The organism is Psychroflexus torquis ATCC 700755, assembly GCF_000153485.2.
GTDB lineage: Bacteria > Bacteroidota > Bacteroidia > Flavobacteriales > Flavobacteriaceae > Psychroflexus > Psychroflexus torquis.
On record NC_018721.1, the window covers coordinates 74,028 to 92,643 of the forward strand.

The window sequence follows — 18,616 nt, forward strand, 5'->3', positions numbered from 1 at the left end:
TTATAGAAACTTATGCCTCTATGATTTTAATGCCTTTGGAGTTGATTTTGGAAACGTAAGTTTCGAATTGAATGGCTGTTTTGGTATATACTTTGCGCATAGCATCTTCCACCTCTTTTGCTGTTTTTTCTCCTTTGGACAAAGCAAAAATTGAAGGTCCAGAACCAGAAATACCAATTCCAAGGGCTCCTGAAGCTAAAGTGGCTAATTTTATATCTTCAAAATGAGGAATAAGCTTACTGCGGTAAGGCTCCACAATGCTATCATGAAGAGACCGCTGCAAGAGTTCATAATCTCCATTATGTAAGGCATGGACTAAACTCCCCAAGTTTGACCACTGTGTAATAGCATCGTGCAATGGAACAGATTTTGGTAAAATAGCTCTGGCTTCAGCAGTTTTAATCTCAATTTGAGGATGTATAATGGTCGCATAAAGCTCATCTGGGATTGGAAGCTTTAAGATTTCTAAAGGACAAAGACTTTTCACCAATGTAAAGCCACCAAAAAGGGCTGGAGCTAGATTATCAGCATGTTCACTTTGACTTGCTAAGGCTTCACCTTTCATTGCAAAACGAGTCAATTCTGTTTTGGTATAAGGTTTTCCCATGAGTTCATTAATAGCAAACACGCTACCTGCAGCACTTGCAGCACTACTTCCTATTCCGCTACCTGGTTTTATAAATTTATAGATTTCAATTTCAAAACCACAGTCTGGTTTTAGATCAGCGATGAGCGCTTGCGCAGAAACTCCAGCTACATTTTTATGTGTTTCAAAAGGCAAATCAAAACCTTCAATCTTTGTTATTCGGATCCCTTTTTCTGAAGATATTCTCACGACCATTTCGTCACCAACGGTATCTAAGCAAAACCCCAAAACATCAAACCCACAGGATACATTGGCAACCGTACCTGGGGAAAATATGCGTATTTCTTTATTCAAAACCACTCTATTTTATAAAGTTATCAAAAATTCTACTTTTCTTAGTTCATTTATCTATTGCTTACTCTTATGATATCTGCAAAGAGTCCAGAGGCTGTAACCTCTGCTCCAGCACCAGCACCTTTTACAATGATAGGCTGTTCTGGATATCGCTGAGAATAAAACATAACGATGTTATCTTTGCCTTCTAGATTGTAAAAAGGATGACCTTGAGGAATCTCTTTTAAAGCGACATTAGCTTTTCCCTGGTTAAACTGGGCAACATATTTCAATTGGGAGTCATTGGCTTGAGCAGAATCGAATAGGTCCTGAAAATGCTTTTCATCTTCGATAAGTGTTTTATAAAAATCGACCACACTGTCGCTTTTTAGATTGGCTTGAGTCAAAAAAGATTTGTTCGCAATATCGTCTAGATTCATTTCATAGCCGCTTTCCCTTGCAAGAATAAGTATCTTTCGAGCGACATCTACACCGCTTAAATCTATTCTAGGATCTGGTTCTGTAAAGCCTTCTGCTTGGGCTTGCTTTACGACATCATGAAATTTTGTTGAACTGTTGAAATTATTAAAAACAAAGTTTAAACTTCCAGATAAAACAGCTTCAATAGATGTTATTTTGTCTCCTGAAGCCACTAAATTATTTAGCGTATCAATTATAGGTAAGCCAGCTCCGACATTGGTTTCGAACAGAAATGAAGCATTGTATTTTTTGGCAAGGTCTTTAAGGTTTTGATAATTTTTGTAATCACTAGAACAAGCAATCTTATTACAAGCAACTACAGAAATACTTCGTTTTAAATACTCTGCATACATGTTGGAAACAGATTCACTTGCTGTAATATCTATAAAAATACTGTTTCGTTTATTCAATAAAGTAGTTTTCTCTAAAAAACTATGAAGGGATGCTGGTTCACCAAATGAAAGCAATTCTTTCCAGTTTTCTAGTGGAATGCCATCGTCATCAAAAACCATTTTTTTAGAATTCGAAATTCCTATAACTCTCAAATTAATATGCAATTCTTTTTTTAAAAATTTGCTTTGTTGGTGAATCTGAGACAACAATCGTTCTCCAACATTTCCTACACCAGCAATAAAGACATTAAGTTGTTTCGTTTTAACTTCAAAAAAAGTTTCATGAAGAGAATTCAAGGCCTTCTTGACGTCTTTCTTAAAGATAACTGCCGATATATTTTTTTCAGATGCTCCTTGAGCTATTGCTCTAACATTAATATTGTTCTTTCCTAAAGCACTAAACATCTTGCCGCTTATACCTTGATGGTTTTTCATATTATCCCCGACCACAGCGACAATTGACAAGTCTTTTTCGACAGTTACAGGTCTGATTTTTCGTTTTGAAATTTCATATTCAAATTCCTCATCTACAGCAGTGGTGGCAAGCATTGCATCATATTCTGAAATTCCGAAGCAAATAGAATGCTCGGAGGAAGCCTGAGTAATAAAAATGACATTAATTTTTTCAAGAGCTAAAACTTCAAACAAACGTTTAGAGAAGCCTGGAATGCCAATCATTCCATTACCTTGGAGCGTAAGCAAAGCAATATTATCTACGCTGGATATTCCACTCACTACATTAGCTCTAAGACCTAGGTTACCTTGAGTTTTGATTAAAGTCCCATTATCATTCGGCTTTAGCGTATTTTTAATTAAAATTGGTATTTCTGAGTCCAAAGCGGGTTGGATTGTAGGTGGAAATAAAACCTTAGCCCCAAAATGAGACAACTCCATGGCTTCCTGATAAGACAATACTTCTATTGGAGAAGCTTGTTTCACGAGCTTAGGATTAGCGGTATACATGCCGCTAACATCAGTCCAGATTTCTAGTTGTTTTACTCTAAGAGCCGCAGCAATAATAGAGGCTGTAAAATCTGATCCTCCTCGACCAAGAGTCGTTATTTCTCCAATATTAGATTTTGAAACAAACCCTGGAAGAATTGTAAGTCTATGGCTTTCTTGAAAATAGTCTTGAATATTTTTGTTGGTGACCAAATAATTAACATCTGCTTTTGTAAACATAGAATTGGTCACAATAAGTTCTTGACTGTTTTTTCTTACAGCGTCAATACCTCTTGTTTTAAGGGCTTCTGTAATAATAAATGAAGACATTAATTCTCCAAAACTCACCAGTTTATCGGATGTTTTAGGGGTTAATTCGTTGATCAGAAAAATCCCATCCAACAGATTTTTTAAGTAATTTAGTTCACTTGATAAATAATCTTGAGCTATTTCATTACCAGATTGAATTAATTCTGAAAGAATTTTAAAATGGATATTTTTTATAGCTTCAAATTCTGTGATATAGTCTTCATTTTTATTTAAGGCTAGTAAGCCACAGTTAAGCAGTTTATCTGTGATACCGCCTATAGCAGAAACCACACAGATCACTTTTCCTTTTTTTGAATAACTTTCTAGAATATCCATAACTTTAGTTATGTTTTCTGAGTTACCTACTGAAGACCCTCCAAATTTTAATACATCCATGACCATCATTTTTTCGTTACTGAAACACAAATTTTTAGTTAAAATAGTCTACAAATCCAGGGCAAACGCATTAAACTTTCATTAGATTCAGCACTTTTATCAGATAGTGATTGTCCCATCCCGCTTGAAGTCTTCTGCTCTTCACCCCTGTTTTTAATGATTTTTCATTTTTCAATAAATTTAGTGCAATTTTATTGAGTATGGAGAAATTTTGAGTGGAGTTACCTGTTCTTTTTCTAGAAGCATCTTCTGAAAAAGCAACATCTAAAGTCCAGTGTAACTTATTTTCTATAGACCAATGAGAACGAATGGCTTTTTGAAAATCTTGGGAGCTAGCCTTTATACTTGAAATATAATATCGTATTGCGTGTTGTGCAGGCTTTTGTGAGTTTTTAAACTCACGTTTGCTTTCTATTTTTATAACACTTGTTAGGTTTTCCCAGTTATTGTTTTTTAAAATAAACTTAAAGTTGCTTATTACACTGCACGTCCTGGTTTCTATTCTGCCATGGTCTAATTCTTGGCTAAGGTTTGATTCCATAGTTTTTCCAAATCTAAATTCATCTTCAATATGCTCTAGTAACTGAGGTTGATTCTCTTTTACAGCCAAGATATAGTCTGCATTTTTTTTAACGATGGCCTTAGCTATTTTAGTTTGACATCCCATAGCATCAATAGTTACAATAGTATTTTCTATGGATAAGACTTTTAATAATTTTGGAATGGCAGTGATCTCATTTGACTTGTGGGAAACTTTCACTTGTCCTAAAACCAAATTATTGTCATTTGCCCAAGCACTAACCATGTGTACTGGGGATTTTTTACCGCCAGCTTTAGCACCTCTAATTGTTTTACCATCTATAGCAATGATTTCTCTGGGCTGTAGTTGTGCAAGAGCACTAACCCATTGTATAAAGCATTTTTCAAATTGATTACTGTCAATATTAGAAAAAACGCGATTAAATGTGTCGTGCGAGGGGATACCATTAGGCAAATCAAGGAAGCTACGAAGAAATTCTTCTTTTGAGTTGGCGTAGTTTTCCATTTCATTCCATGAATCTGCTCCACAAATCACTGAAATAATCCCGATGAGAAGGATGCTTTCTAAATCGTAAAGTTGCTTGTGGGAACGTCTAAAGTCGGGTATTTGACCAAATATGGTCTTTAGCTTTTGGGTAGTTTTCAAAATGTATAAAGTATTGGTTATCAATATAATATACAATATTTTAAACTAAAAAACAACAAATAATATGATGAATTTTAAGTGATTAACACTCATTTTTACCCAATTAACTTAAACTTTTTTTAATGCGTTCGCCCTGTCTACAAATCACGGTTAATTTATTTTCATCGAAAAGAGTTTATAGCTCTTTTCGATGAAAATAAATTATTCTAAGCAAAAGCAGCATTTCGCTGAAAATAAATTAAAGGAACGAGTTTAAATTAATAAATCTGTAACACCAAATTAAGTTTATTATGTTGAATGAATAAATTGGATTATACTACGACGTAGCTCAGCATAGGTTTTTTGATTGATTAAAGTTAAAAATCAGCCTAGCTTCAAATTGTTTTGATAAAAAACAAGTGAAAGAAAAACAATTTATTTCTAGATTATAGTTCTAAATTAGTGCAAAGATAATTTTGTTTGAGTAGAATTAGAAATTGATATTTGTCTCAAAACAAAAAAAATCCTCTACTACTTACAAAAAGAGAGTTTATAAAATTTGAGATATAATAAATCATAGGTTTTAGGACGACTTTAAATCTACATTTATTACCCATTATTCTGTAGTAAGTCTCTTTGAAGATTCGTAGACTATATTCTTGATCTAAAGGATAAAAATTTAATAAGAAGTAAACTACTCTTTACTAAGCTTTAAAACTTCTTTTAAAGTGACTTGAGAAATATCTCTATCTTCATTACCAAAGTTATTCATGATATAGTTCATCACATCAGCAACTTCTCTATCGGTAAGCCCCATAGAGGCCATGTAGTTATTGTATGTTTTTCCATTAACTTCTATTTCACCTTTAAGTCCATATTTGACAGACTTAATGCTTTCCATTCTTTTTTCTGAAAGCCAATTTGAGTTTGCTAAAGGTGGATATATTCCTTCAACTCCCTCTCCTTCGGATAAGTGGCAACGCATACAAAAGCCTGAATACACCGCTTGTCCATCTTTGATACTTTTTTTTAGATCTTTTTCCTGACTAATAGGAAAATAGTGAGGAGTATTTTTGGATTCAAATTCAATACTAAAGGAGTATAAATTAAAAGCTATAAAAAGTAGTACAAACAGATATTTCATACTTAAGATTTAGGAAGCATTTTAACGATACCGACTCCTTCTATACCCACATAAATAAAACCATCTGTGCTTTGTTTTACAGTTCTCACTCGCCCTACATTATTTAAAAGTTTTTCTCTTTTCTGAACACCATTTTCGTCGATAACTAAATGTTCTAAGTATTGAAACTTTAGAGAACCTGCTAGAATATTGCCTTTCAATTTTGGATATTTATCTGAAGTGACAAAGGTCATTCCACTAGGAGCGATAGAAGGGACCCAATAGTAAAATGGCTGTTCCATACCTGGTTGTGAAGTTTGGTCTGTCAACTCGGTACCGTTATAATTGATTCCATAACTGATGACAGGCCAGCCATAATTTGCTCCTTTTTTAATGATATTGATCTCATCACCTCCTCTTGGACCGTGTTCATGAACCCAGATTTTACCAGACTCTGGATGCATTTCCATGCCCTGGGGGTTTCTGTGACCATAAGAATAAATAGCTTTTATGGCATTTTCATCAGTATAAAAAGGATTATCCTCAGGAATAGAACCATCATCGTTAAATCTATAGATCTTACCTCCATCTCTACTGATGTCTTGAGGATTTACTTCCCTCTCCCCTCTTTCTCCAACAGACATATATAAATACCCGTCATTATCAAACTCCAATCGACTACCAAAATGGACCCCTTTTGTTGTGTTTGGCGATGCTTTATAAAGAGTCTCCATATTAGACAGCTGTCCATCGATAAAATCGGCTTTTACAAGTGCTGTATGACCTCCATCTTCATCACCTAGAGTAGATGCATGTGTAAAATATATCCAAGGTTTTTGTGGATAATCTGGATGAATTTTCACGTCTAATAATCCCCCTTGCCCCCTGTTATATAGATTTGGCACATCAGCAACTTTAGTGGTTGCTCCGTTTTTATGGTAATAAATTTGGCCCTCTTTTGAAGTTGCTAAAAAGCTTCCATCTTCAAAAAAATCCAGTCCCCATGGTATTTCTATATCTGCGATAATAACTTCATGAGAAAAGTCTTCTTCTAAAGTATCAATTGTACTATCGTTTTGAGCACAAGTTATAAAGCTAATACTTAATAATCCAAGAGTCAATGCTTTTATATTCATCACCTAAAATTTTAAATCCAATTTCGAAAATAGATCTTTATTTCACACTTAATTAAGAAAAATTTATTGTTTTGCTTCTAGGTTTTCAATTTTCGTTTGAAGCTCATTGATAGTTTTTTCTTGATCATCGATTATCCGCTTGCCATTCATATATAAAAAAACAGCCATTAGTGCAGATAATACAAAAAGATATAAGTAGATATTTTTAGCCATTACACTTCAATTTTTAAGTTATCGTAGGACAGAAAAACACCTTCTGGTAATTCACTTTGAACGTCATCGTGAAATCCCATGTGGTGACTTATATGAGTGAAATAAGCTCTCTCAGGCTTTAAATAATCAACCACATCCAAAGCTTGACTCAAATTCAAATGGGATCTGTGTTCCTCTTTTCTTAATGCATTCAACACTAGAGTTTTCACACCTTTAAGTTTTTCTAATTCTTCATCTGGAATGATCTTGGCATCTGTTACGTAGGCGAAATCGCCAAATCTAAAGCCATAAACTTGAAGTTCTGGATGGTAAACATTCATAGGAATAACTTCTTTGTTCCCTATTAAAAAAGGCGAATCATCAATAATAGTGGTGTCCAGAGTTGGTGCACCAGGGTATTTATTTTCAGTTTCGAATACATATTGAAACCTTTGTTTTAAACTCTCTAGAACTCTTTTATGAGAATAAATTGAAATATTACCTTGCCTAAAATAAAATGGCCTAATATCATCAAGACCAATAACGTGGTCGTTATGTTCGTGAGTGAATAAAATACCATCTATTTTTTTTACATTATTGGCTAACATTTGCTGCCTAAAGTCTGGCCCACAGTCAATTACATAAGAAAAGTCTTCCCACTCTAGAAGCACTGAAACCCTTAAGCGCTTGTCTTTTGGGTTTTTACTTAAACACACTGGATGATCACTGCCTATAATGGGAACTCCCTGTGAAGTCCCTGTACCTAAAAATGTTACCTTCAAAACGTTATTTTTCATACAAAACTATAGTTTTTTTTTCTTAAGATAAGAGTATTACGTATTTTTGTTGTGAGTTTAAAAACTGTTTAAGACTTCATAAAATTTCAGCTTATGTCTATTACAATAATGGGTGACAAAGACTTTGAAAGTGCACTTTCCATCAAAGACAAATCCTTAAGAATAAACCTCAACGAAAATATTTACGGAACTTTTGCTGAAATTGGTGCTGGCCAAGAAACCGTGAGGAATTTTTTTCGCGCTGGTGGCTCCTCTGGAACCATAGCAAAGACTATGAGTGCCTACGACAAGGATTTTAGTGATGCTATCTATGGTATTGAAGAAGATAGACGCTATGTTACAGAAAGTAGACTTCAGAAGATGCTGGACCACGAGACCAATCTAATTGAAGAAAGGATTCACAGAAGTAAACACCCTAATAAATTATTTTTCACCTACGGGAATACAGTCGCTACAATAGATTTTGCAAAGCGCTATAAAGGCCATGGGTGGGTTGGAATCAAATACCAATTAAAGCCTAAATCTGAATATAACAAAATAGCTTTGCACATTCGTTTTAAGGAAAATGATGCCAGATTACAGCAAAACACATTGGGAACTTTAGGAACGAACCTTATATATGCAGCTTACTATGCCCATAATAATCCTAAGCAAATCCTAAATGAACTTTATGACCATTTACATAAAGATCAGATAGAAATTGATACCATAAACTTTTCTGGACCTGTTTTTAAAGAAGTAGATAATAGGTTAATGAGTTTACAATTGGTAAAAAACGGCATGACAGAAGCCGTTATGTTTGCTCCAGATGGCAATAATATCTTGCCTGCTAAAGCTTTATATAAAAAGAATATCTTAGCCCTAAGAGGGAGCTTTAGGCCGGTCACTAAAGTAAATATGGATATTTATGATACCGCTCTAGAACTTTTTGAGAAGGAAAAGAAAGTTAAAAAAGAAAATATCCAAGCCGTATTTGAAATTACATTATCCAACTTAAGATCTGAAGGAGAAATAAACGAAGAAGACTTTATGGATAGAGCGAAGCTACTTTGCTCACTAGGTCATACAGTTATGATTTCAAACTTTCAAGAATACTATAAACTTGTAGAATACTTTTCTAACTATACCAAAGAAAGAATGGGCCTTGCTATGGGTGTCAATAATCTTATAGATGTTTTTGATGAAAAGTATTACAGACACTTAAGCGGAGGAATTCTTGAAGCTTTTGGTAAACTATTTTTTAAAGATTTAAGGGTTTATTTATATCCTTATAAAGATCCAAAAACAGAAAAAGTAACTGATAGTGACAACTTAAAAGTTCACCCTCGTATGAAAGAGCTTTACAAATTCTTTAAGCATAACGGAAGAGTTGTTGATATTGAAAATTATGATAAAGATATTTTAACACTAGCATCCGAAAGTTTTTAGAAAGAAGTAAGAAACATGTTTCTACCCCAATGTTTACATTAAAAAGCTCACTTTACCCAGAAAATAAGTCCCTCTCTAACACTAATACTTTTTGTGGTGAAATTGTCACTTTACGAACACCTTCTCTGACTTCATTGCACACATAGTCTAGTGATAAGTAGTGATATAAGCAAAATCTCACTTTTTCTGACAAATTAGAAAAAGCAACTGCTTTTTTGGAAATAGTTCGCTTTATAAGCTCTAAAAGTAGATAATTTATCAGCGCTACATATATTTGCGATTTTACTGCATTCTCACTGGTTCCCCAGAAGGTTTTTACTTGTAGGTTTTGTTTTAAAGCTTTAAAAAACAATTCAATATCCCAACGTTTCTTATATAATGCTGCAATGGTATTGTATTCCCAATCAAGTTGGTTGGTAATAATGGCAATTACTTTGTTTTCATCTTCTTTATAAACATGTACCAATCTTAGTTTATGCTTTGAAATACCCGTTTCTATCGCCCTACCTGATGTAAGTTGTATTATTTCATCTTTAAGAATATGTTGGTCAACATCATCAGCAAGCTCCAGCTCCTCTATCGTTTCATACAAAGTGTTGGACTTAATTCTAGTAACAAATACATTTTCTGCTTTTATTCTATTGAGCATTAATTCAAAATCGAAATAAGCTCTGTCTTCAACTATAATAGTGTCTTTAGGGAAAATCAGTTGCTTTAATCCATATCTGTCATGAACCTTTGCTTCTGTTATATTTACTACATCAGGTATCATTAAATTATAATCCCAGCTAGTGTGCAATTTAATACCTCCTTTAGCTGTCCGAAACTCTGCCCAATCAAACATAGCCAGACACAAGGAAATCGTTGAGCTATCTATTAGTTTAACTACCTTGCCCTTAATCTCTTCTATAATATGGGTGTTATGATGCTGTTTTAGCACCGATTTATAGTGACTTAATAAACGATAATACAAGCTCTCAAACACCTGCCAGTCACGCTTTTTATTGCCATCGCTCATTGTAGAACGAGCAGGGCTTTGGGTTAAACCTAAGTCGCTTATAAAAATCTCGCTAACTCCAATTCCTGCTGATATATCATTGAGGCTCTGGCACTTATTAAGCTGTCCGAAAGTTAAAGCAACAAACTGGTCGTAAGTTCTATACTTATGAACACCTTTATCTGTTTTGTAGGTATTGGTGCAACTTCTAAATAACCAATGGGGTACTAAATCTAAAATTTGTCGAATGACTGGTTTATTGTTATTTTTGTTTCGCCTGAAGAGTCCCATATTTGAAAAGTTTTTGGTAGAACTCAAAAATACGTGATTCTGAGGGCTTTTTAAAATCCCGACTTTCGGATGCTAGTGATATTTTAAGTATATTTTCCCGAGATATTCTGCAGAAAATCTCAAACGGTGAAAATGGTTGGCAGGAAGCTTTACCTGAAAAAACTGCTAAAATGATCGAGGAACAAGAGCTATTTCAAAGAGAATATAAAAAAACATCTGAAAAAGTAGGCTTTTAAAATCTTTTTTGAATTCTATATTAAAAGCTGCTTAGGAAAACTTAAGCAGCTTTTATTTTAAGTGTTTTTCCAAAAGTAGGGTGTAAACAAAATCAATACTGTAAATAATTCTAATCTGCCTAACAGCATTAAAAAGGAGCTCCAAAATTTACCAAATACAGAAAGTGAAACATAATTATCTACAGGACTGAGCTCTCCAAAGGCTGGCCCAACATTTCCTAGAGAGGATGCAGAGGCTCCTAAAGCAGTTTCAAAATCTAGTCCAGTTCCTGCAAAAACTGCAGCACCTATAATGAAAGAAAGAGAGTATAATATAAAAAATCCCAAAATATTATAAACGATTTTTTGGTCCACAGAGGACCCTTTATATCTCACTGGAAGGATAGCGTTAGGGTGAAGTATTCTTCTAAACTCTTGAAATCCATTTTTGATCATAATAAGATGTCTTATCACTTTTATTCCACCCGAAGTTGATCCTGCAGACCCTCCGAGAAAAAACAACCCAAAGAATAAAACAGTAAGTAAAGGTGTCCATAAGGTATAATCTGCAGAGACGAATCCTGTTGTTGTTATTATAGCGAGAACTTGAAATAGACCATGACGTATAGCACTTTCAGCCTCACCAAATACCATAGGATATTCTATGCTCGCAAGAGATGGATCTGAAAAATAATAGATCGATAATGAAGTAATTGCAGTAGCCCCAATAATAAATAGGAAATACCATTTAAACTCTTCATTATGAAGAACGTTAGCCATTTTACCTTTAAAGGCATAATAGCTTACAACAAAATTGGTGCCTGCCAAAAACATAAAAAATATAACGATGTATTGTATGGATGGATTATCATTCCAATAGGCTAAATTTGCATTTTTTGTTGAAAATCCTCCAGTAGAAAGAGTACTAAGGGCGTGATTGCACGCATCAAACCAGGTCATACCCGCAACTTTAAGCAGAATTGTTTCTGAGAGAGTATATCCAAAATAAATAAGCCATAAACGCTTAGCTGTATCTGCTATTTTAGGCTTGACTTTGTCGGCACTAGGGCCAGGAGATTCTGCGGAAAACAATTGCATCCCTCCTATTCCAAATAAAGGTAATATAGCTACAGCAAGAACGATAATTCCCATACCCCCTATCCAATGCGTAAGGCTTCTCCAAAGTAAAATACCTTCTGGTAATGCCTCAATATCGTTTATAATTGAAGCTCCTGTAGTGGTATACCCCGACATCGTTTCAAAAAAGATATTTTCAATCCCCTTTATTTCTCCAGACAAAGCGTAGGGCAGCATTCCACTTAACACCATAAAGAGCCAACCTAAAGTCACAATTAAATATCCTTCTCTCTGGGAAATATCTTTGTCGTGATTTTTAGTAAAAAACATCGCTAATAGACCAATAAATATTGAAATAATAGCTGAGACCGCTATAGAAAATGCGACAGACTCTTGAGAAAGCCAGCTATAAATAGCGGGTATAAGCATAAAGCCCCCATTGAAGACAAGGAGCACGCCCATGATGTGCGCAACTATTTTAAAATTCAAATTCAACACATTAACAGAATAAATTCTCTACACTTTTTATGGACTTAGGGAGCGTACAAACGACAATCCTATCTCCTTCTCTAATTTTAAAATCACCAAGAGCAATTATTCCTTTGCCATCTCTTATTACACCGCCAACAACAGCTGTCCGAGGAAAGTTGATATCAACGATTTTACTGTTTGTCACTTTAGAATTTGCTTTTACCACAAACTCAAGTAATTCAGCATTCATATTGTTGAGTTTTGTCATAGCAATGACATCTCCTTTTCGTAAATATCTGAATATACTATTGGCAGCTAATAGTTTTTTATTAACCAATGAGTGAATCCCTATGGAATGGCTCAATTGAAAATAATCCACGTTTTCAACCAATGCTATGGTTTTTCTTACGCCTTTAGAATTGGCCACAAGGCAAGTGATAATATTTGTTTCGGAATCCTCAGTCACAGCGATAAAGGCATCCATTTTACTGATGTTTTCCTCTTTTAAGATTTCAACATTTCTACCATCGGCATTAATGATTAAAGCATCTGGTAAAATATTGGCTAGGTGAGTCGCCTTCTTGAGATCTTTCTCTATAATTTTGACTGCAAATTTCTCCTTGCAAAGTTTTTCGGCAAGTGTTTTACCAATATTACTACCACCCAAAATCATTACTTTTTTTATAGATCGCTTTTCTGCTCCAGTAAGTTTATACAACTCTTCAACTCCTTCAGAATCTGTAATAAAATAAACTCTATCCCCTCTTTTAAAAATAGTGTCTCCCCTAGGCATGACGGTAAGTTGAGTTCCATAGCGTTGTAAGGCTATCGGTACAAAGTGTAAACCTGGGAAAATATCAGCTGCTTCTTGTACTGTGTTACCTATAAACGGTGCTTTAGACCTTAAGGTAAGCCCAATCATAGTAAGGGCGCCGTCATCAAATTTAAAAGTATCTGTAAAGGCAGATTGGTTTAATAGCATTTCCACTTCCTTAGCTGCTAGAGATTCAGGGGAAATCATTTCATCAATCCCTAAAGCTTTCATGTCTATAACTTTTTCACTTCCCAATTGATGAGATTCCAAGAGCTCTTGGTTAGAAACTCTAGCGACAGTTCTACCAGCTCCCATCTGTTTAGCAAAGACACAAACGGATATATTGATAGACTGGTTAGAGGTAACAGCAATAACCATATCTGAATGAACAACATCTGCCTCTTTCAATGAACTTGGAAGGGTAGCATCGCCTAAAATCGTTTTAATATCTAAATGTTTGTTGGCGTACTCTAATCTATCTTCATCAATGTCTAAAAGGGTAATAGCGTGAGATTCGTAAGAGAAAAGTTTGGCAAGATGAAAACCAACTTCTCCAGCACCAGCAATAATTATTTTCATAGGCACAAAATTAAGGTAAAATTTTAAAAAAGTACCATTAACTACTTATATATTGGACAAAGGTATTCTTTAGAAGATGTATCTTCGCCAAAAAAAAATAGGCTATGAGTAAGGACGTTAAGCCCTACAAAGATTCTGAAGTAGAAAAGAAAAAACAAGTCGAACAGATGTTTGATAATATTTCAGGAAATTACGACGGTTTAAACCGTGTCATTACTTTCGGTATAGACCTTAAATGGAGAAAAAAAGTAATAGAGATGGTAAAAAAAACCAATCCTAAATATATTTTGGATGTCGCCACTGGTACTGGAGATTTAGCTATTGCTATGGCAGATTCTGATGCCGAAAAAATTGTTGGGCTGGATATTTCTGCTGGGATGCTTCAAGTTGGGAAAGATAAAATTCAGAAAAAAAAGTTAAACAAACGCATTGAAATGGTTCAAGCTGATTCTGAAAATTTACCCTACCCAGATCACACTTTCGATGCTATTACAGTTGCTTTTGGTGTTCGTAATTTTGAAAATTTAGATAAAGGCTTATCAGAAATTTATCGAGTCCTTTCTCCTGGAGGAATCTTTGTTATCCTAGAAACATCAGTCCCCACCAAATTTCCTTTTAAACAAGGCTATAAAGTTTACTCTAACTATATATTACCTAACATTGGAAAACTTTTTTCTAAAGACAAAAGTGCTTATCAATATTTAAGTGAAAGTGCCTCTGTTTTTCCTTTTGGAGAAAAGTTCAACAATATTTTAAGGAAAGTTGGGTTTACAGATGTAGAAAACCTTCCACAAACATTTGGAGTTTCTACAATTTATTCTGCAACTAAAAAGTGATTATGAGGCTTATTTTTCTACTGGTTTTTTTATTGAATTTTAACTATGTAAATGCTCAACTTTTCAGTGAGGAAAAGGTTCTTAATAAAGAAAATTTGGATAAAAAAAGATGGTCTTGGGGCTATTTCCTTGGATTTAATATGTACGATTTCCAAATTAAATATAAAGACCAAGGAGAAGAGATAAAAGTTGAAAAAAATCCTAGTTTTAGTGTTGGATTAATCGGAAACTTTAGGCTAAATGATTATGTAGATTTAAGACTGGAGCCAGGTGTTGTATTTGCCAGTAGAAATTTGAATTTTAATTTTACTGATTTCGGAAATCAAGCTGATAGTTTTAGGGAGGTACAATCTTCTTACATCCACATCCCTTTGCTTTTGAAATTTTCGACCAAGCGTATCAATAACTTTAAACCTTTTGTCATTGGAGGTGCTTCTATATCTCATAATTTATCCAGTAATGAAGACAATCCACAGGATAACTCTGCTGGACAATTCCGTCTAAAAACTCAAAATTATTATTATGAAGTAGGCTTTGGAATAGATTTTTATTTTGACTATTTCAAATTCACCCCATCAATTAGAGGTGTTTTTGGGATGAACGATGAGCTAGTTAGAGACGAAAATCCAAGTAGTCCATGGACCGCTAATATTGAATCTTTAAAAACCAGAGGGATTTTTATCAACTTTACGTTTCAATAACTTATCTACGTTTGAATTCACTAAGCATAATGGCCCCAGCCATAGCTACATTTAGACTTTCCGCACTTTTTATAACACCATGTCTAGGTATAGATATCTTAGCATCCAGTTGGGAGTTAATTTCTGAACTAATACCGTTAGCTTCATTTCCTAAAACTATAATGGCGTTTTTAGTTTTTAATGAAGTTTCATAAATATTTTCACCATCCATAAAAGCTCCATATTTAAAATTGGACGTACTTAATAAGTAAGACTCCAGGTCTGTAAAAATAACATTTACCCTTGTTAGAGATCCCATGGTAGCCTGGACTACTTTAGGGTTAAAACAATCTACTGTATCCAAAGAGCAAATCAACTGCTTTACTCCAAACCAATCGCACATTCTAATTATAGTTCCTAAATTCCCAGGATCCCTTATGCTATCTAAGGCAAGAGTCAGCTCCACTTTTTCATCGGGAACAGAAGATTTAGGAATCTCAAAAACTGCCAATGCAGTTTGAGCTGTTTTAAGATTTGAAATTTGCTGTAGATCTTTTTCTGAAATAATATGACTTTCACCTTCTTCAATATGAAAAATATCTGCTATTGAATATAATGCATTAAGCCTGAATGGACTTTTTAGAAATTCTTTGATTACTTTTACACCTTCAGCTACAAAAAGACCGTTCTCCAATCGGTGCTTTTTTTTATTTAAACTTTTTATGAGTTTAATTTGATTTTTACTAAGCATTTAAAATTACATTTTTGAAAACAAGAAACACTTGAAATATAGACTCACAAAACTACCATTAATTCTTTTAATAGTAGTCCTATTTTTTTCTTGTGATGTAACTAGAAAGCTAAAGAGTGATGAGTTTTTAATTACAGAGCAATCTATCTACAGCAAAGATTCCTTAGTCATAAAAAGAGAACTTTACAATCAGTTATCTCAACAGGTAAATTCCAAACTTCTTAGCTTCCCTCTTAAACTTCATATTTATAATTTAGGTCAACGTAATCCTGAAAAGCGATTTATAAATTGGGTAAATAAGAAAGACAAAAGATCGGATAAGTTAGTTTCATTTTTATCAAAACGCCAAGTAATTCAATTGAAAAAATCTTGGATTAATATCAATAATTCTATTAAAAAAACAGGAGAAGTTCCAATTATTTTTGATGAAACTAAAACTGAAAACTCACTTAAAAAATTAGAATCTTGGTATTGGAACAAAGGTTGGTTTAATGCTAAAGCTGAATACTCGGTAAAGACAGACTCTATTCGACAGACAGTTGAAATCAATTACACTGTTAATCCTGGCTTCTTATACCTTATAGATTCGATTTCAGAAAATATTGCATCTCCTTCAGCAGATTCTTTATATCAAATTATCAAAAAAAACTCAAAAGTTAAAGTGGGTCAACCTTACAATACCATTCAGTTTAATATTGACAGAGATCGAATTAGCACCTATTTTAGAAATCATGGACTCTATCATTTTGAGAAAGAGTTTATTACCTACTACGCTGATACTATCAATAATGACAAAAAGATAAACCTTGAATTAAACATTTCCAACCGCAGCATTGACGTGAGGGATACCGTTGCATCCATTCCGTTTAAGGTTCATAAAATAAGTGAAGTCAATGTCTTTTCAGATTATGACGGAACGTCTACCAATATAGAAGATTCATTGCGCCTAAAAGGTTTAAATATTTTTAGTTTTGGAAGCCTAAAGATCAAACCTCAAGTCTTGTCTGACTTTATTTTTATTAAAAAAGATAGTGTTTATAGGGATGTAGATAGGACAAGAACAAACAATAGAATTTCTGAAACTCGAATTTTCAAGTACCCAAATATTCTTTATCAAGAAGACCCAAGAGATACTACCGGCACAGACCTAATAGCCAATGTTCTCTTAACTCCAAAGGAGAGATTTTCTACCAACTTTAGTGTGGACGTAAGCCAAAGCAATATTCAAGAATTTGGTGTTGGTTTTAACACTTCTATTTTAGCGAGAAATATTTTTAGAGGGGCAGAAACTTTAGAGCTTTCAGGAAGAGGAAATTTTGGTGCTTCCCGAGATTTAGCAAATTCTGAGGATCAATTTTTGGATATTCTAGAGTATGGAGCAGATCTAAGACTGAATTTTCCTAGAATTATCCTTCCTTTCTCGACTCAAAGCATCATAAACAACAGGATGTCTCCATTTACTTCTGCAAGTGTTGGGTTTAGCACGCAAGAAAACATCGGTTTAGATCGAAGAAATCTGAATGCTACTTTTGGCTATCGCTGGAAACCTAAAGAAAGAAGGTCTTATCAATTCAATTTAATGAATGTTCAGTTTGTAAATAATTTAAATGTAGATAACTTTTTCAACGTCTTTAGAAATTCTTACACAGAGTTAAATGAAATAGCAATAGCTAATATAGAGCAGGTGAATCCAGAATTCCTTGTCGGAAATAATGAAGGTGATTTCAACCTCATTATTCCTCAAGGTGCTGAAGGCTTTATTAATTCTATTAATAACGGAACAACCAGACTAAATGTAGATGAACAACAAATTGCGAATTCATTAATTGAAAGAAAAGAACGCCTTACAGAAAATAACCTTATAATCGCTTCCGATTTTGTGTACGACTACAGTTCAAGACAGAATATCTATGATGAAAACTTTTCACAATTTAGAGCTAAGGTAGAATGGGCCGGGAACCTCTTGTCTGCTTTAGCCAAGCCCTTAGGTTTAGAACAAACTGAGGCTGGAAATTATAGATTATTTGGCGTTCAGTTTTCTCAATATGTCAAAACAGAGCTTAACTACATAAAGCATTGGGATTTGGGCAACCAACGCGTTATTGCAACAAGAGCTTATGGAGGTATTGCCATTCCTTTTGGAAACGCAAACTCTATTCCATTCCCAAGAAGTTTTTTTGGAGGTGGCCCCAATGACAACAGAGGATGGAGACCTTACGATCTTGGACCAGGAAGCACCAATGCTGTGAATGATTTTAATGAGGCTAATTTTAAATTATCCTTTAATGCAGAATATAGGTTTAATCTTTTTGGTTCACTAAACAGTGCTTTATTTATAGATGCAGGAAATATCTGGAATGTATTAGATAATGTAGAAGACCCAGCAGCAAGGTTTGATGGGTTAAAAGATCTTAGTGAGTTATCCATTGCTTCTGGTTTTGGATTAAGATATGATATTGATTTTTTCGTGATCCGGATGGATCTTGGTTTTAAAACCTATAATCCTGGTAGTGAAGGGTCTAAATGGTTTAAAGATTATAATTTTAGCAACGTTATTTTTAACTTCGGGATCAATTATCCATTCTAAAAGATTATTATTTCTTAAATTTACCGTTTAACTTTTAAA

15 protein-coding genes are annotated in these 18,616 nt (G+C 34.0%); 4 read left to right on the top strand and 11 right to left on the bottom strand.

Features of this window, described 5'->3' with window-relative positions; translation table 11 throughout:
• Positions 1 to 10: 10 nt before the first annotated feature.
• The 7 genes from P700755_RS00325 to P700755_RS00350 all read right to left on the bottom strand — a co-directional run bounded on the left by P700755_RS00325 (position 11) and on the right by P700755_RS00350 (position 7,851).
• Positions 11 to 940 (bottom strand): homoserine kinase, encoded by a 930-nt coding sequence (locus P700755_RS00325; protein ID WP_015022763.1) that lies wholly within the window; start codon positions 938 to 940, stop codon positions 11 to 13.
• Positions 941 to 990: 50 nt separating this feature from the next.
• Entirely contained in the window at positions 991 to 3,438 is a 2,448-nt protein-coding gene (thrA, locus tag P700755_RS00330) for a bifunctional aspartate kinase/homoserine dehydrogenase I (RefSeq protein ID WP_015022764.1), read from the bottom strand.
• Between the two features lie 70 nt (positions 3,439 to 3,508).
• Complete coding sequence (locus P700755_RS00335) at positions 3,509 to 4,624, bottom strand: ISAs1-like element ISPto5 family transposase (RefSeq protein WP_083858537.1); 1,116 nt, start codon at positions 4,622 to 4,624, stop codon at positions 3,509 to 3,511.
• 673 nt (positions 4,625 to 5,297) lie between these two features.
• Complete coding sequence (locus P700755_RS00340) at positions 5,298 to 5,747, bottom strand: c-type cytochrome (RefSeq protein ID WP_015022766.1); 450 nt, start codon at positions 5,745 to 5,747, stop codon at positions 5,298 to 5,300.
• A 2-nt stretch (positions 5,748 to 5,749) separates the two neighbouring features.
• Positions 5,750 to 6,862 carry a PQQ-dependent sugar dehydrogenase gene (locus tag P700755_RS00345; protein ID WP_015022767.1) on the bottom strand — a complete coding sequence of 371 codons (1,113 nt, stop codon included), beginning with the start codon at positions 6,860 to 6,862 and terminating at the stop codon, positions 5,750 to 5,752.
• A 63-nt stretch (positions 6,863 to 6,925) separates the two neighbouring features.
• On the bottom strand, positions 6,926 to 7,075 hold the full coding sequence (locus P700755_RS19760; protein ID WP_157609229.1) for a hypothetical protein: 150 nt from the start codon (positions 7,073 to 7,075) through the stop codon (positions 6,926 to 6,928).
• A complete protein-coding gene (locus P700755_RS00350; RefSeq protein WP_015022768.1) occupies positions 7,075 to 7,851 on the bottom strand; it encodes an MBL fold metallo-hydrolase in 777 nt (258 codons plus the stop codon). Before P700755_RS00350 ends, P700755_RS19760 begins: the two co-directional genes overlap by 1 nt.
• A gap of 93 nt (positions 7,852 to 7,944) precedes the next feature.
• On the opposite strand from P700755_RS00350, the gene P700755_RS00355 reads away from it, so the two are divergent.
• Complete coding sequence (locus P700755_RS00355; RefSeq protein ID WP_015022769.1) at positions 7,945 to 9,279, top strand: hypothetical protein; 1,335 nt, start codon at positions 7,945 to 7,947, stop codon at positions 9,277 to 9,279.
• A gap of 52 nt (positions 9,280 to 9,331) precedes the next feature.
• Here P700755_RS00355 and P700755_RS00360 read toward each other — a convergent pair whose 3' ends face one another.
• The 3 genes from P700755_RS00360 to trkA all read right to left on the bottom strand — a co-directional run bounded on the left by P700755_RS00360 (position 9,332) and on the right by trkA (position 13,723).
• Positions 9,332 to 10,567: an IS4-like element ISPto2 family transposase gene (locus tag P700755_RS00360; protein ID WP_015022770.1), complete on the bottom strand. Its 1,236-nt coding sequence runs from the start codon at positions 10,565 to 10,567 to the stop codon at positions 9,332 to 9,334.
• A 293-nt stretch (positions 10,568 to 10,860) separates the two neighbouring features.
• Positions 10,861 to 12,321, bottom strand: coding sequence for a TrkH family potassium uptake protein (locus P700755_RS00365; RefSeq protein WP_015022771.1), 1,461 nt, complete (start codon positions 12,319 to 12,321; stop codon positions 10,861 to 10,863).
• A gap of 37 nt (positions 12,322 to 12,358) precedes the next feature.
• Complete coding sequence (trkA, locus tag P700755_RS00370) at positions 12,359 to 13,723, bottom strand: Trk system potassium transporter TrkA (RefSeq protein WP_015022772.1); 1,365 nt, start codon at positions 13,721 to 13,723, stop codon at positions 12,359 to 12,361.
• A 104-nt stretch (positions 13,724 to 13,827) separates the two neighbouring features.
• Here trkA and ubiE point away from each other — a divergent pair, with 104 nt between their 5' ends.
• Together ubiE and porT are read left to right on the top strand one after the other, a co-directional pair.
• Complete coding sequence (ubiE, locus tag P700755_RS00375; protein ID WP_015022773.1) at positions 13,828 to 14,559, top strand: bifunctional demethylmenaquinone methyltransferase/2-methoxy-6-polyprenyl-1,4-benzoquinol methylase UbiE; 732 nt, start codon at positions 13,828 to 13,830, stop codon at positions 14,557 to 14,559.
• A gap of 2 nt (positions 14,560 to 14,561) precedes the next feature.
• Positions 14,562 to 15,260, top strand: a complete 699-nt coding sequence (gene porT, locus P700755_RS00380) for a type IX secretion/gliding motility protein PorT/SprT (RefSeq protein ID WP_015022774.1) — start codon at positions 14,562 to 14,564, stop codon at positions 15,258 to 15,260.
• Between the two features lies 1 nt (position 15,261).
• Here porT and P700755_RS00385 read toward each other — a convergent pair whose 3' ends face one another.
• Positions 15,262 to 15,990: a TrmH family RNA methyltransferase gene (locus tag P700755_RS00385; protein ID WP_015022775.1), complete on the bottom strand. Its 729-nt coding sequence runs from the start codon at positions 15,988 to 15,990 to the stop codon at positions 15,262 to 15,264.
• A 31-nt stretch (positions 15,991 to 16,021) separates the two neighbouring features.
• Between P700755_RS00385 and tamL the strand changes: the two genes are divergently transcribed.
• On the top strand, positions 16,022 to 18,577 hold the full coding sequence (tamL, locus tag P700755_RS00390; protein WP_015022776.1) for a translocation and assembly module lipoprotein TamL: 2,556 nt from the start codon (positions 16,022 to 16,024) through the stop codon (positions 18,575 to 18,577).
• Positions 18,578 to 18,616 lie beyond the last annotated feature (39 nt).

Excerpts from the sequence above, each read along its gene's own strand:
- ubiE (WP_015022773.1), top strand. The coding sequence starts at position 13,828 with ATGAGTAAGGACGTTAAGCCCTACAAAGATTCTGAAGTAGAAAAGAAA.
- trkA (WP_015022772.1), bottom strand. The coding sequence starts at position 13,723 with ATGAAAATAATTATTGCTGGTGCTGGAGAAGTTGGTTTTCATCTTGCC.
- P700755_RS00340 (WP_015022766.1), bottom strand. The coding sequence starts at position 5,747 with ATGAAATATCTGTTTGTACTACTTTTTATAGCTTTTAATTTATACTCC.
- P700755_RS00360 (WP_015022770.1), bottom strand. The coding sequence starts at position 10,567 with ATGGGACTCTTCAGGCGAAACAAAAATAACAATAAACCAGTCATTCGA.
- P700755_RS00365 (WP_015022771.1), bottom strand. The coding sequence starts at position 12,321 with ATGGGCGTGCTCCTTGTCTTCAATGGGGGCTTTATGCTTATACCCGCT.
- thrA (WP_015022764.1), bottom strand. The coding sequence starts at position 3,438 with ATGGATGTATTAAAATTTGGAGGGTCTTCAGTAGGTAACTCAGAAAAC.
- P700755_RS19760 (WP_157609229.1), bottom strand. The coding sequence starts at position 7,075 with ATGGCTAAAAATATCTACTTATATCTTTTTGTATTATCTGCACTAATG.
- P700755_RS00355 (WP_015022769.1), top strand. The coding sequence starts at position 7,945 with ATGTCTATTACAATAATGGGTGACAAAGACTTTGAAAGTGCACTTTCC.
- porT (WP_015022774.1), top strand. The coding sequence starts at position 14,562 with ATGAGGCTTATTTTTCTACTGGTTTTTTTATTGAATTTTAACTATGTA.
- P700755_RS00385 (WP_015022775.1), bottom strand. The coding sequence starts at position 15,990 with ATGCTTAGTAAAAATCAAATTAAACTCATAAAAAGTTTAAATAAAAAA.
- P700755_RS00350 (WP_015022768.1), bottom strand. The coding sequence starts at position 7,851 with ATGAAAAATAACGTTTTGAAGGTAACATTTTTAGGTACAGGGACTTCA.
- P700755_RS00345 (WP_015022767.1), bottom strand. The coding sequence starts at position 6,862 with ATGAATATAAAAGCATTGACTCTTGGATTATTAAGTATTAGCTTTATA.